This window comes from Cupriavidus sp. 01T418, assembly GCF_056398885.1.
This window is the reverse complement of record NZ_JBFTQG010000029.1, coordinates 35,690-48,327: the sequence shown is the minus strand read 5'-3', so window position 1 is coordinate 48,327 and position 12,638 is coordinate 35,690. Positions and strand designations below refer to the sequence as shown.

Below are 12,638 nucleotides of genomic sequence, written 5' to 3'. Positions count from 1 at the left end.
ATGGCAGACGTTGTGCCGATTCAGCACGATGTGGCCATCGGTGGCGGTTGCATCGTCCGGGTTTGCGCGCTGCCGATTGCATCCCGGCAAAAAAAAAGAACAAAATGCGCAAAGAGTGCACAAAGTTGATTTGAAAGGATTATTTATGCCTGCCGACCGAACTTCGCCCTACGCCAGCGTGCGCGGACTCAGCCGCGGCTTGGATGTGCTGAAGGCGCTGAACCGGATGGAAAGCGGGCGCGGCACCGCCCCGCAACTGAGCGAGCAGACCGGGCTGCACCGCACTACGGTCAGGCGCCTGCTGGAGACGCTGATAGCGGAAGGCTTCGTGCGCCGCAGCAAGTCGGACGACAGCTATCGCCTGACGCTGCAGGTCAGGGCCTTGAGCGAAGGCTTCAACGACGATGAGTGGATTTCCACTATCGCCGCGCCGCTGATGGGCGAGTTGCTGCAGCGCGTGCTGTGGCCGTCCGACCTGACGACGCCCGACGGCGACGCTATGATCATTCGCGAGACCACGCACAGGTTCAGCCCCCTGTCCTTTCACCGGGCGATGGTGGGAAGGCGCCTGCCGATGCTGTCGACGGCCGCCGGACGGGCCTATTTTGCGTTTTGCGGCGACGGGGAACGGGAAGACATCCTCAACCTGCTGCGCTCAGGCCACGGAGGCGATGAGCAGGCGGCGCTGGCCAACAACACCGCCTATGTCCGCAAGTTGGTCGAGCGCGTGCGCGCGGATGGCTTTGGGTCGAATCGCGGCGACTGGCTGGAGCAGCGCAAGATCGGCGCGGTTGCCGTGCCGATCCGGCACGCGGACAGCGTGCGCGGCAGCCTCAATGTGGTGTATCTTGCGCGCGCCCTGACCGAGGACGAGGCGATCAAGCGCTTCGTGGCACCGCTGCAGGACATTGCGAACCGCGTGCAGGAAACGATGGTTCTCCCCGCGTCGGCACGGAAGACATCCTAGGCAAGTCGCCCACGACGGCGCCAAGCGGACGCTTGCGGATAAAGGCTGCCCAGAACTGCATGGTGCGAGACATTTTCGTCCGGTAGTAGGCCGCGACCATCGTTGCTAGCAGCGCGCCAAAGCGCGTCCGCTCTCCATGGAATTGAGTGCCTGCGGTACCTGCAGCCTGCGCGAGAAGGCCCCGACGTTTGCGCGCTGATCAGCATAAAACGCTTATAAATCAAGGATGTGCATTCCTTGCACATTTTGAAGATTTTTTTGAGCGCGTGTCAATCGATGCATAGACTCTCTCCAAAATCACGAACTTCAACGGAGACGCCCCCCATGTCCAGCTACCCTGCAGCCCGCGTCGGCAAGTCCCTGCCCGACGCCTGAGCGGCTTACGGCCACCGCCACCCTGATCTTCAACCCAGGGCGGCGCCAGCGCCGGATCCGCCGCTTCCCGAACTGATCGACCTGCATCCAGTACGCGCTTGGCGCGGGGGCGCGCTCGCCCTTTTTGCCAGAAGGAGACCTATGACCACCACGGCCAACCCGGCGGAGACAGCCGGCAGTCCATCCAGCACAGCCCCCCTGGATACCGACGTCGCCATCATCGGCGCCGGCCCCGTCGGGCTGATGATGGCCAACATCCTCGGCCTGCAAGGCGTTCGCGTGACGGTGATCGAGAAGCTCGACGAGATCATCGACTACCCGCGCGCCATCGGCCTCGACGACGAAGCCCTGCGTGTGTTCCAGGCGGTCGGGCTGGCCGACACCCTGCTGCCGCACACCACGCCCGACCACTGGATGCGATTCGTCACGAAGGACGGGCACTGCTTCGCCTCGATAGAGCCGCGCACCGACGAATTCGGCTGGTCGCGCCGCAACGCTTTCCTCCAGCCCCTGGCCGACCGCGTGCTCTTCGAAGGCCTGCAGCGCTTCGAGCACGTGCAGGTACTCTTCGGGCTCGGCATCGAGTCGTTTGCGCAGGATGCCTCCGGCGTCAGCATCACAGCGCGCAGCGCCGACGGCCGGAGCCGCGTCTTCCGTGCCGGCTACATGGTGGGCGCCGACGGCGGCAACAGCCTCGTGCGCCGCGCACTGGACGTTCCGTTCGAGGGCCGCACCAAGCCGAACCAGTGGATCGTCGTCGACTTGCGTAACGATCCTGTCGGCTCACCCCACATCTACATGCATTGCGACCACGAGCGCCCGTACGTGTCGGCGGCCCTGCCGCACGGCATCCGCCGCTTCGAGTTCATGGTGATGCCGGGCGAGACGGAGGAAGCGCTCTCGAAGCCCGCAAACATGGCCGCGCTGATCAGCAAGGTGGTGGCCGATCCGGACAAGGTCGAGTACATCCGCAAGCGCGTCTACACGCACAACGCGCGGCTGGCCGCGACGTTCCGGGCGGACCGCGTCCTGCTGGCGGGCGACGCCGCGCACATCATGCCGGTCTGGCAGGGCCAGGGCTACAACAGCGGCATCCGCGACGCCAACAACCTCGGCTGGAAGCTCGCCATGGTGGCAAAGGGGCAGGCCGACGCGCGCCTGCTCGACACCTACACCGTCGAGCGCCGCGCCCACGCCCGCGCCATGATCCACCTCTCCGAGGTAGCGGGCGACATCTTCGCGCCGACCACCCGCTTCGGCGCCCGCTTCCGCGACGCCTTCGTGCGCAGCTTCAACGTGCTGCCGGCGGTCAAGCGCTACTTCATCGAGATGCGCTTCAAGCCCATGCCCCGCTACGAGGAAGGCGTGGTGCTGCTGCCCCCGCCGCGCAAGACCGGCGGCTGGCTGGCCCATGTGCTGGAACGTTCAGGCAATTCCGCCCCCGGCCGCCTGCTCGGGCTGATGAGCGAGAAGCGCGACTCGTTCCTCGGCCGCCTGGCCTATGGCCGCGACCCGCTCGCCGCGTCCCCGGTCGGCCGCCTCTTCATCCAGCCACGCGTGCGCACCGCCGACGGCCGCCTGGTGCTGCTCGACGACGCCATCGGCAACAGCCTCGCCGTGATCGGCTGGGGCACGGACCCGACCTTCGGTCTGACCGCACAAGCCCGCGAAATCTGCGAACGGGCCGGCGTGCGCTTCGTGCTCGCCAAGCCGGACGTGCAACTCCACCATGCCGACGACGTGCCGCAAGGCGTCATCCCCATCGGCGATGCGGCCGGCCGCCTGAAAGACTGGTTCAGCCGGGTGCCCGAGTCCGTGGTGCTGCTGCGTCCCGACCGCTTCGTCGCCGGCGTCTGCACGCCGCAGCAGGTCTCGGCCGCCATCGTCGAGCTGGCCGGGAAACTGGGCATGGCCGACATGCCGGCCGCGGGCGCCACGGCCCAGGCACCGCTGTCGCGACCGACGCGCGGTCCCCTCGAAATCACACAAGCCGCAGGAGCCTGAGCATGCCGATTCACCTGGAATGTCTGTCGCATACGCCGTTGCATGGCTACTTCGACCCCGCGCCTGACGTCGTGGCCGAGGTCGAGCGCGTGCAGGCCGCGGCGCGTGAGCGCGTGCGCGCCTTCGATCCCGAGTTGATCGTCCTCTTCGCGCCCGATCACTACAACGGCTTCTTCTACGACATGATGCCGCCGTTCTGCATCGGCGCCGCCGCGCAGGCCATCGGCGACTTTCGCAGCATGGCCGGTACCCTGCCCGTGCCCGGCGACCTCGCCCTGGCATTGGCCGAAAGCGTGCTCGCGGCGGAGATCGACGTGTCGCTCTCGTATCGGATGCAGGTCGACCACGGCTTCGCCGATGCGCTGCAAGCCCTGGCCGGCGGGCTCGACCGCTACCCGGTCATCCCGGTCTTCATCAACTCGGTCGCGCCCCCGATGGCCACCCTGCGCCGAGCCCGCCTGCTGGGCGATGCGATCGGCCGCTTCCTTGCCCGGACGGGCAAACGCGTGCTGGTGGTGGGTTCCGGCGGCATCTCGCACGAACCTCCGGTGCCAGAACTGATCGGCGCGACGGAGGAAGTCGCCGAGCGCCTGATCGCCGGGCGCAATCCGTCGCCGGAATCGCGAGCCGCCCGGCAGGCACGCACCCTGGCCGCCGCCAAGGCGTTCGCGGCCGGCGACAGCTGCCTGCATCCGCTCAACCCGGAATGGGACCGCGCCTTCCTGAACCGTCTCGCCTCGGGCGAGCTGACCGCCGTCGACGGCATGACCAACGATGCCATCACCAGGGAAGGCGGCAAGTCGGCGCACGAGATCCGCACCTGGGTCGCGGCCTTTGGCGCGCTGGCGGCCACCGGCCCTTACAACGCCTCCCTCGACTACTACCGCGCCATCCCGGAATGGATCGCGGGCTTCGCCACCATGCATGCCGTGCCGCGCGCCACCCTTGCGGCGTCGGCCTGACCGATATCAAGGAGACCCGGATGTCCGACCAGAACATCAACGCCATCGCCACGCGCCTGCATGAAGCCGAGGCGACGCGCCAGACCGTCGCCCCGGTCCGTGGCGATATCGCCATCGACGACATGGCCACCGCCTACGCCATCCAGCAGGCCAACGTCGACGCCCGCGTGGCGAACGGCGAACGCATCGTCGGCCGCAAGATCGGCCTGACCTCCGTTGCCGTGCAGAGGCAGCTCGGCGTGGATCAGCCTGACTTCGGCGCGCTGTTCGCCGGCATGGCCTACGGCGACAGCCAGCCGATGCCGCTGTCGCGCCTGATCCAGCCAAAGGTCGAGGCGGAGATCGCGCTCGTACTGAAGCACGACCTGACCCACGAACAGCACACCTTCGCCGACATCCTGCGCGCCACGGCCTATGCGCTGGCCGCCATCGAAGTGGTCGACAGCCGCATCCGGAACTGGGACATCCGCTTCGTCGACACCGTGGCCGACAACGCCTCCAGCGCCCTGTTCGTGCTCGGCAGCCGCCCGGTGCCCCTGTCGGCCATTGACCTCACCGCCTGCGCGATGACGCTGTCGCAGGACGGCGAGGTGCTGTCGCGCGGCAACGGCGCCGCCTGCCTGGGCAACCCGCTGAACGCAGCAGTGTGGCTGGCCGACCGGATGGTTCGGCTCGGCACCCCGCTGCGTGCCGGCGATGTCGTACTGACCGGTGCGCTTGGCCCGATGGTGCCGGTCACGCGGCCGGGCACGTTCACCGCCGAAATCGAAGGGCTTGGCGGCGTCCGTGCGACGTTCGCCGAATGACACGCGAATAACAAGGACAATCACATGGCTTCCAAAAAACTCAAGGCAGCGATCATCGGCTCCGGCAACATCGGCACCGACCTGATGATCAAGATCCTGCGCAACAGCAAGCATCTGGAAATAGCGGCGATGGTCGGCATCGATCCCGCCTCCGACGGGCTGGCGCGGGCCGCCCGGCTGGGCGTGGCCACCACGCACGAAGGCGCCGAGGGCCTTGCCCGCCTGCCGGTGTTCGACGAGATCGACTTCGTCTTCGATGCGACCTCGGCCGGCGCACACGTGAAGAACGACGCACTGCTGCGCCAGCGCAAGCCGGGCCTGCGCATGATCGACCTGACGCCCGCCGCCATCGGCCCATACTGCGTGCCGGTGGTCAATCTCGACGCCCAGCTGGACGCGCGCAACGTCAACATGGTCACCTGCGGCGGCCAGGCCACCATTCCCATCGTGGCGGCCGTGTCCCGTGTGGCGAAAGTCCACTATGCCGAGATCGTCGCCTCGATCAGCAGCAAGTCGGCCGGCCCGGGCACGCGCGCCAATATCGACGAGTTCACCGAGACGACGTCGAAGGCCATCGAGGTGGTCGGCGGCGCGGCCAAGGGCAAGGCCATCATCGTGCTCAACCCGGCCGAGCCGCCGGTGATGATGCGCGACACGGTCTATACCCTGTCGGACCTGGCCGAGCGCGAGAAGATCGAAGCCTCGATCGCCGACATGGTCCGCGCGGTGCATGCCTACGTGCCCGGCTATCGCCTCAAGCAGACCGTGCAGTTCGACGAGATCCCGGCCAGCGCGCCGCTCAACATCCCCGGCCTCGGCCGCTTGCACGGACTGAAGACCTCGGTGTTCCTCGAAGTCGAGGGCGCCGCCCATTACCTGCCTGCCTATGCGGGCAATCTCGACATCATGACCTCCGCCGCCCTCGCCACCGCCGAGCGGATGGCGCAATCGCTGCTGGCCACCGCTGCGTCCACTGATGCGTCCACTGAAGCGATCACTGAAGGAGCCTGACCATGAGCACCCCCGGCAAGAAACTCTACATCTCCGACGTGACGCTGCGTGACGGCAGCCACGCGGTACGGCACCAGTACTCCATCCGCAACGTGCAGGACATCGCCCGCGCGCTGGACCGCGCCAAGGTCGACAGCATTGAAGTCGCGCACGGCGATGGCCTGCAAGGGTCGAGCTTCAACTACGGCTTTGGCGCGCACAGCGACCTCGAATGGATCGCCGCCGTGGCGGACGTGGTGGAGCACGCGAAGATCGCCACGCTGCTGCTGCCCGGCATCGGCACCACGCACGACCTGAAGGCAGCCTACAACGCTGGCGCGCGCGTGGTCCGCGTCGCCACGCATTGCACCGAGGCCGACATCTCGAGGCAGCACATCGAGTACGCGCGCGAACTTGGCATGGACACCGTGGGGTTCCTGATGATGAGCCACATGACCACGCCGGAGAACCTCGCCGTCGAGGCGAAGAAGATGGAAAGCTACGGCGCGACCTGCATCTACGTGGTCGACTCGGGCGGCGCGCTGTCGATGACCGACGTACGCGAGCGCTTCCGTGCGCTCAGGGGGGTGCTGAATCCCGAGACGCAGACGGGCATGCACGCGCACCACAATCTGTCGCTCGGCGTGGCCAACTCCATCGTCGCTGTCGAGGAAGGCTGCGACCGCGTCGACGCTTCGCTGGCCGGCATGGGCGCGGGGGCGGGAAATGCGCCGCTGGAGGTCTTCATCGCAGCCGCCGAGCGGCTGGGCTGGAACCACGGCACCAACCTCTACACCCTGATGGACGCCGCCGACGACATCGTGCGCCCGCTCCAGGACCGTCCGGTGCGCGTGGACCGCGAGACGCTCGCGCTCGGCTACGCGGGGGTCTATTCCAGCTTCCTGCGCCATTCGGAAGTGGCGGCGAAGAAGTACGGCCTGAAGACCGTCGACATCCTGGTCGAACTGGGCAAGCGCCGGATGGTCGGCGGCCAGGAAGACATGATCGTCGACGTCGCGCTGGACCTCAGCAAGCGCGCGCTCGAAGCGCAACAGTGATCCGACGAGCGGCGCGCCCGGAGCACGCCGCTCGTCCCCACCGACTAACGACCGCGAGAGCACGCCGCCTATCGGCACCAAGAGCGTCCCGCATCGACCCACCTGGAGACTACCCATGAACACGATGACACGCCCCGGCGGCAGCGGCAAAGCTGCCGCGACCGGGAGCCTCACCACCATCGGCCTGTGCCTGGCCATCGCCTTGCTCGAAGGGCTCGACCTGCAATCCGCCGGCGTGGCCGCGCCGCGCATCGCCAAGGAGTTCTCGCTGTCCGTCGCGCAGATGGGCTGGGCGTTCAGCGCCGGCGCCATCGGCCTGCTGCCGGGCGCGGCGCTGGGCGGACGGCTTGCCGACCGTCTCGGGCGCAAGCGCGTGCTGATGCTCTCCGTCGCGCTGTTCGGGTTGTTCTCGCTGGCGACGACGCTGGTCTGGAACTTCGAATCCCTGCTGGCCGCGCGCGTGCTGACCGGGCTCGGGCTGGGCGCGGCGATGCCGAACCTGATCGCGCTGTGCGCGGAAGCGGCCTCACCCCGCCGCCGCAACACAGCCGTGGGCGCCATGTACTGCGGGATGCCGTTCGGTGCCGCGCTGGCGGCCGCCATTGGTATCGTCAGCCCGGGTGATGATGGCTGGCGGCACATCTTCTACGTCGGCGGCTTCGGCCCGCTGCTGACCCTGCCGCTGCTGGGCCTGTGCCTGCACGAATCGGCGCAGTTCGTCGCGGCGAAGGCCAAGGCCACGACGACGGCAGTGAGCGGCGCTGCCGATACGGGCTTCGCCGATGCCCTCTGGCGCGGCGGCCGCGCCCGTGCCACGATCGCCCTCTGGACCAGCTATCTGGGCACGCTCATCGTCCTGTATTTCCTGATGAACTGGCTGCCGTCGATGGTGTTGTCGAACGGCCTGAGCCGCGTACAGGCCGGCGTGGCGATGATGATGTTCAACATCGGCGGCGGTATCGGCGCGGTGGCCATCGCGGGGATGATGGACCGCTTCAGCCGGCAGCTCACGGTCATCGCCATGTACGTGGGGATCGGAGTGGCGCTGGCCGCGCTGGCGGGCGCGCGCGGCAGCGTCTCGATGGCGTGCGGGGCATTCTTCTGCGCCTTGTTCCTCGTCGGCGGCCAGTCGGTGCTGTATGCGCTGGCGGGCCAGGCGTATCCCACCGAGGTACGCGGGACCGGGGTGGGCGCGGCGGTCGCCGTGGGCCGGCTCGGCTCGATCCTCGGGCCCCTCATCGCCGGGCAGCTCTTCGCGATCGGCCAGAGCGCGTCGATGCTCGTCGCCTCCAGCATTCCCCTCATCGTCGTGGCCGCTGTCGCAGCCCTGACCCTGGTGGGCGGCTTCTCATCCCTGAAATCAGGCCCCTCCCTCCCGGGCGTCCAGCCCAAGCCCTGAATCCATCTGCCTCAGCAAGGAAACACATCATGCAATCCACTGCACAAGCCATCACGGAAGACTCGACCAGCCGCTTTGTCACCGTCAGGGACGGCGATGCCGAGTTCCGCATCCACTACAACGACACCGGGTCCGGCACGCAGACCGTCGTCATGCTGCACGGCTCCGGTCCGGGCGCCAGCGGCTGGGCCAACTTCAACCGCAACATCGAGCCGCTGGTGGCAGCCGGCTACCGCGTGCTGCTGGTGGATTGCCCGGGCTGGAGCAAGAGCGATCCGGTGGTCAGCACCGGGTCGCGCTCGGAACTGAACGCCCGCGTGCTCAAGGCCGTGCTGGACGCCCTCGACATCGGGCGCGTGCACCTGCTCGGCAATTCGATGGGCGGCCACAGCGCCGTGGCGTTCGCGCTGGCCAATCCGCAGCGCGTCGGCAAGCTGGTCCTGATGGGCGGCGGCACCGGCGGCCCGAGCCAGTTCGTGCCGATGCCGACCGAGGGAATCAAGCTGCTGAACGGCCTGTATCGCGAGCCGACCATCGAGAACCTGAAGCGGATGATGAATGTGTTCGTCTACGATCCCAGTTCGCTGACCGACGACCTGATGCAGGCCCGCCTCGACAACATGCTCGCCCGCCGCGACCACCTCGATAACTTCGTCAAGAGCATGCAGGCCAACCCAAAGCAGTTCACCGACTACGGCGCCCGCCTGGGCGAGATCAGCGCGCCCACGCTGGTCATCTGGGGCCGCGAGGACCGCTTCGTGCCGATGGACGTCGGCCTGCGCCTGATCGCCGGCATTCCGCATGCGCAGATGCACATTTTCAACCGCTGTGGCCACTGGGCACAGTGGGAGCACGCCGAAGCGTTCAATCGGATGGTAGTTGACTTTCTAGCCAACTAACCGGCACCAGGTCGCGGCACATCATGTAAAGAGGCGGGGATGCCCGTCTCGGTGGACGAGCTTCGGCCCGGTATCGAACATGGATGCGTGATCGCACTGTGCGACACCGCCACCAAGCGCGAACGGCTGCACGCGGTGCGCTGCCGCTGGCTCTTCATGGTTCTGTATCCCGGCGGCCTGCGCGCGGCGGAAGTGGTTGAGACACGCGTGGGCGCCTTCGACATGACTCGGCGACCCACGCGTCAGCATCTTTCCGGGATCTCGGATCGCACCGGGTTGCGCAGCACGCCCAGTTTGCTCACCTCGACTTCCACCACGTCACCGTCCTTCATGAAGACAGGCGGCTGACGCCGCGCGCCAACCCCGCCGGGCGTGCCGGTGACGATAACATCGCCGGGAGACAACGTGACGAAGCTGGAACAGTACGCGACCAGCTCAGGGATGGCGAAGATCAGCATGTCCGTGGTGGCACGCTGCATGACTTGTCCGTTGAGGCGGGTTTCCAGCATGAGAACCTCGTTCTCACCGATCTCGTCGCTTGTCACCAATGTCGGGCCGAAGCCACCGGTGCTCTGGAAATTCTTGCCCGGCCCCCATTGCGAGGTGTGCGTCTGCCAGTCGCGGATGCTGCCGTCGTTGTAACAGGCGAAGCCCGCGATGTAGGAGAAGGCCTGGTCCTCGGGAATGCGGCGGCCACGCTTGCCGATGACCACGGCGATCTCGCCCTCGTAGTCCAGCCGCGCCGACTCCGGCGGCAGCAGGATCGGCTGGCAGTGACCCACCTGCGACTCGGCCACGCGCAGGAAGATGGTGGGGCGCTCGGTGCGTTCCTTCTGCGTTTCGCGGACGTGCTCTGCATAGTTGAGGCCGGCGCAGAGGATCTTCTCCGGGTCGGCCACCACCGGCCGGTACGCGTCGAGGGCGTCTGCGGCCGACAAGTCGGCGGCATACCTGCCGGCCTCGTCGATCAGTGCGTCGACGGGCTGCCGGCGCAGCGCCTGGCCCAGGTCGCTCAGCCCAAGCCTTGCGCCGAGGTCAATCACGCCGCCGCCAGCGACGGCGCCGAAGCTGTTCCGGCCCTGGTGGGTGAAACTGATGAATTGCATGGGGTGTTTCCTGATTCAGGCTGTTTATGCCTCGATACGCTGCCCGGCCGCAGATGCGTCCGCACGAGTCATCAAGGCGAACTTGTAGTTTTCCCCCCTCTCCTGCAAGCGAGCGGGGGGGGGAACTACCGGTCATTCTTGATCTTGCATCCTGGAACGCATGTCTCCTCGATGCAATGCGCGCTCACGCCTGCCGGACCAACATGCAGGTAGCCGTGGCGGTTGCCACCACCTGGCCGTCCTGCCGCAGTTCCCCTACCACGTTGCAGACAGTGCGGCCGCGCCGCTCCAGGCGCGCCCGCCCTTTCAGCGGGCCGGCCTGCGCCGGCCTCAGGAAGGAGAGATTCAGGTTCAGCGTGGCGCAGAACTCGCCATCGGCCAGCGTCGCGGTGACCAGCATCGCGGTCACGTCGTCCAGCATGGCGCCCAGCATGCCACCCTGCACCTGGCCGGCCGGATTGAGGAATGCGCCGGTGGCAAGGTAGTCGGATTCCAGCGTGCCCGCCTCCAGGTCGGCGGAGCGTACTACGCCGCCAAGCAGTCCGGCAACAGCCGGGGCGGGTGCCCGCCCGCGCTGCATGCGCGTGAAATAGTTGCCGTCGCTCATCGTGTGCATCCCAAATCAACGGCCGGCAAAGCGCGGCGCGCGCTTCTCCCGCCATGCCAGTGCACCTTCGCGCAGGTCTTCGGAAGCATCGCCCGCAGCGATGTCTTGTGCCAGCTCAGCGGTATCGAGCTCGCCACGGGCGATGCGGTTCAGGTGTTTCTTCATGCCAAGCAGCGCCAGCGGTGCCATGCCGGCCAGGCTCTCGCTCGCCTGTGCCGCAAGCGCCTGCAGTGCCTGCTGGCTGTCCTCCAGCCGGTCCAGGTACCCGCAGGCCAGCATCGCGGCCGCATCGAACTTGTCGGCCATCAACAGGATGCGCTTGGCCGTGGCCAGGCCCAGCCGCGTGACATAGCGCTCCAGGCCGCCGCGGTAGAACAGCAGGCCCAGGCGCGCGGCCGGGACGGACATCTCGGCGCCGGCGGCGCCGAAGCGGAAGTCGCACGCCAGCGCCAGGTCGGTGGCGCCGCCGTACAGGCCGCCGTGCAGCACGGCAATGGTGACTGGCCGCGCCTGTTCCAGCGCGTTGGCCAGTGCCTCGAAGCGGGCACCGACATCGGCCCCGCCGAGGCGGCCGATATTGAAACCACTGCAGAAGTGCCGGCCCTGCCCTTCGATACGCAGCACGCGGACACGGATGTCACCGTTCACCGTCTCCAGGTACTCGCGCAGCAGCTCGAGGTCTTCGGGTTCGAGGCGGTTGGCCACCTCGGGGCGGCGCAGCGTGATGACGGCGACGTGCCCGTCGACTGCCAGTTCGGGCGGTTGTCCTTGCGGGATCTCGGTCATGGTATCTGGCTCCGCTCAGTGAAAGCCGTAAATCCGCATGGTGGTGTCGCCCGCCTCCACCCGCTTGAGAATGGCGGCTTCGCTGGCCTCGCGGTCCTGGGCCTTGTCCACGACCTCCCCGGCGCGGGCGCGCGACACCACCACTACGCCGTCCCGGTCGCCCACGACCAGGTCTCCTGCTTCCACGCGGGCGCCGCCGATCAGCACCGGCGCGTTGAGCCAGCCGATCGCGCCATAGTCCTTGCCCGTGCCGCGGATACACAGGCCGCGCGCGAACACCGGGAAGCCGATTTCCTCGAGCAACACGCCATCACGCACACATCCGTCGATGACCAGCCCACCAAGCTGCTTCACCTTGGCTGCGGTGGTCATGATCTCGCCCCAGTAGCCGTGCTCGTAGGCGCCGCTAACGTGCACCACCAGCACGTCGCCCGGTTGGGCGATGTCGAGGGCGCGGTGCAGCCACAGATTGTCGCCGCCAGGCGAATGGACAGTCAGCGCCGGTCCGCAGATGCGGAATCCCGGCGCCACGGGCTTGATGGCCGGCGGGATCACGCCGATCTTGCCGCCGGCCTCGTGCAGCGTGGCGGTGGGCAGCGCCCGCGCCGCATCGACAACTTCGGGGCTGACCCGCTCGAATTCACGAATCGTGGTGCTGGCTGCGTCGTGTTCCGCCATG

The 12,638-nt window shown here is 67.5% G+C and carries 12 protein-coding genes; 8 read left to right on the top strand and 4 right to left on the bottom strand.

All coding sequences use genetic code 11. The annotated features are described in order from the left end of the window. The first annotated feature begins 145 nt into the window (after positions 1 to 145). The 8 genes from AC1DQ3_RS24120 (at position 146) to AC1DQ3_RS24085 (ending at position 9,460) form a co-directional block, all read left to right on the top strand. Positions 146 to 967 (top strand): DNA-binding transcriptional regulator, encoded by an 822-nt coding sequence (locus tag AC1DQ3_RS24120; protein WP_477122708.1) that lies wholly within the window; start codon positions 146 to 148, stop codon positions 965 to 967. 516 nt (positions 968 to 1,483) lie between these two features. Beyond that, positions 1,484 to 3,346, top strand: coding sequence for a bifunctional 3-(3-hydroxy-phenyl)propionate/3-hydroxycinnamic acid hydroxylase (locus tag AC1DQ3_RS24115; RefSeq protein ID WP_477122681.1), 1,863 nt, complete (start codon positions 1,484 to 1,486; stop codon positions 3,344 to 3,346). A gap of 2 nt (positions 3,347 to 3,348) precedes the next feature. Continuing rightward, positions 3,349 to 4,308 (top strand): 3-carboxyethylcatechol 2,3-dioxygenase, encoded by a 960-nt coding sequence (locus AC1DQ3_RS24110; protein WP_477122680.1) that lies wholly within the window; start codon positions 3,349 to 3,351, stop codon positions 4,306 to 4,308. Between the two features lie 20 nt (positions 4,309 to 4,328). Further along, positions 4,329 to 5,114 carry a 2-keto-4-pentenoate hydratase gene (mhpD, locus tag AC1DQ3_RS24105; RefSeq protein ID WP_477122679.1) on the top strand — a complete coding sequence of 262 codons (786 nt, stop codon included), beginning with the start codon at positions 4,329 to 4,331 and terminating at the stop codon, positions 5,112 to 5,114. A gap of 24 nt (positions 5,115 to 5,138) precedes the next feature. Beyond that, a complete protein-coding gene (locus tag AC1DQ3_RS24100; protein WP_477122678.1) occupies positions 5,139 to 6,125 on the top strand; it encodes an acetaldehyde dehydrogenase (acetylating) in 987 nt (328 codons plus the stop codon). A gap of 2 nt (positions 6,126 to 6,127) precedes the next feature. Continuing rightward, on the top strand, positions 6,128 to 7,162 hold the full coding sequence (dmpG, locus tag AC1DQ3_RS24095) for a 4-hydroxy-2-oxovalerate aldolase (protein ID WP_477122677.1): 1,035 nt from the start codon (positions 6,128 to 6,130) through the stop codon (positions 7,160 to 7,162). Between the two features lie 115 nt (positions 7,163 to 7,277). Beyond that, complete coding sequence (mhpT, locus tag AC1DQ3_RS24090) at positions 7,278 to 8,561, top strand: 3-(3-hydroxy-phenyl)propionate transporter MhpT (RefSeq protein ID WP_477122676.1); 1,284 nt, start codon at positions 7,278 to 7,280, stop codon at positions 8,559 to 8,561. Positions 8,562 to 8,590: 29 nt separating this feature from the next. Beyond that, positions 8,591 to 9,460: an alpha/beta fold hydrolase gene (locus AC1DQ3_RS24085; RefSeq protein WP_477122675.1), complete on the top strand. Its 870-nt coding sequence runs from the start codon at positions 8,591 to 8,593 to the stop codon at positions 9,458 to 9,460. Positions 9,461 to 9,702: 242 nt separating this feature from the next. On the opposite strand, the gene AC1DQ3_RS24080 is transcribed toward AC1DQ3_RS24085, so the two are convergent. The 4 genes from AC1DQ3_RS24080 to AC1DQ3_RS24065 all read right to left on the bottom strand — a co-directional run bounded on the left by AC1DQ3_RS24080 (position 9,703) and on the right by AC1DQ3_RS24065 (position 12,637). Then, on the bottom strand, positions 9,703 to 10,566 hold the full coding sequence (locus AC1DQ3_RS24080; RefSeq protein ID WP_477122674.1) for a fumarylacetoacetate hydrolase family protein: 864 nt from the start codon (positions 10,564 to 10,566) through the stop codon (positions 9,703 to 9,705). A gap of 184 nt (positions 10,567 to 10,750) precedes the next feature. Beyond that, positions 10,751 to 11,173 (bottom strand): PaaI family thioesterase, encoded by a 423-nt coding sequence (locus AC1DQ3_RS24075; protein ID WP_477122673.1) that lies wholly within the window; start codon positions 11,171 to 11,173, stop codon positions 10,751 to 10,753. Between the two features lie 15 nt (positions 11,174 to 11,188). After that, a complete protein-coding gene (locus AC1DQ3_RS24070) occupies positions 11,189 to 11,959 on the bottom strand; it encodes an enoyl-CoA hydratase/isomerase family protein (protein WP_477122672.1) in 771 nt (256 codons plus the stop codon). A gap of 15 nt (positions 11,960 to 11,974) precedes the next feature. Then, complete coding sequence (locus tag AC1DQ3_RS24065) at positions 11,975 to 12,637, bottom strand: 4-carboxy-4-hydroxy-2-oxoadipate aldolase/oxaloacetate decarboxylase (protein WP_477122671.1); 663 nt, start codon at positions 12,635 to 12,637, stop codon at positions 11,975 to 11,977. Between the last annotated feature and the right edge of the window lies 1 nt (position 12,638).

Excerpts from the sequence above, each read along its gene's own strand:
- AC1DQ3_RS24100 (WP_477122678.1), top strand. The coding sequence starts at position 5,139 with ATGGCTTCCAAAAAACTCAAGGCAGCGATCATCGGCTCCGGCAACATC.
- AC1DQ3_RS24065 (WP_477122671.1), bottom strand. The coding sequence starts at position 12,637 with ATGGCGGAACACGACGCAGCCAGCACCACGATTCGTGAATTCGAGCGG.
- AC1DQ3_RS24070 (WP_477122672.1), bottom strand. The coding sequence starts at position 11,959 with ATGACCGAGATCCCGCAAGGACAACCGCCCGAACTGGCAGTCGACGGG.
- AC1DQ3_RS24120 (WP_477122708.1), top strand. The coding sequence starts at position 146 with ATGCCTGCCGACCGAACTTCGCCCTACGCCAGCGTGCGCGGACTCAGC.
- AC1DQ3_RS24085 (WP_477122675.1), top strand. The coding sequence starts at position 8,591 with ATGCAATCCACTGCACAAGCCATCACGGAAGACTCGACCAGCCGCTTT.
- dmpG (WP_477122677.1), top strand. The coding sequence starts at position 6,128 with ATGAGCACCCCCGGCAAGAAACTCTACATCTCCGACGTGACGCTGCGT.
- AC1DQ3_RS24110 (WP_477122680.1), top strand. The coding sequence starts at position 3,349 with ATGCCGATTCACCTGGAATGTCTGTCGCATACGCCGTTGCATGGCTAC.
- AC1DQ3_RS24075 (WP_477122673.1), bottom strand. The coding sequence starts at position 11,173 with ATGAGCGACGGCAACTATTTCACGCGCATGCAGCGCGGGCGGGCACCC.
- mhpT (WP_477122676.1), top strand. The coding sequence starts at position 7,278 with ATGAACACGATGACACGCCCCGGCGGCAGCGGCAAAGCTGCCGCGACC.
- AC1DQ3_RS24115 (WP_477122681.1), top strand. The coding sequence starts at position 1,484 with ATGACCACCACGGCCAACCCGGCGGAGACAGCCGGCAGTCCATCCAGC.
- mhpD (WP_477122679.1), top strand. The coding sequence starts at position 4,329 with ATGTCCGACCAGAACATCAACGCCATCGCCACGCGCCTGCATGAAGCC.
- AC1DQ3_RS24080 (WP_477122674.1), bottom strand. The coding sequence starts at position 10,566 with ATGCAATTCATCAGTTTCACCCACCAGGGCCGGAACAGCTTCGGCGCC.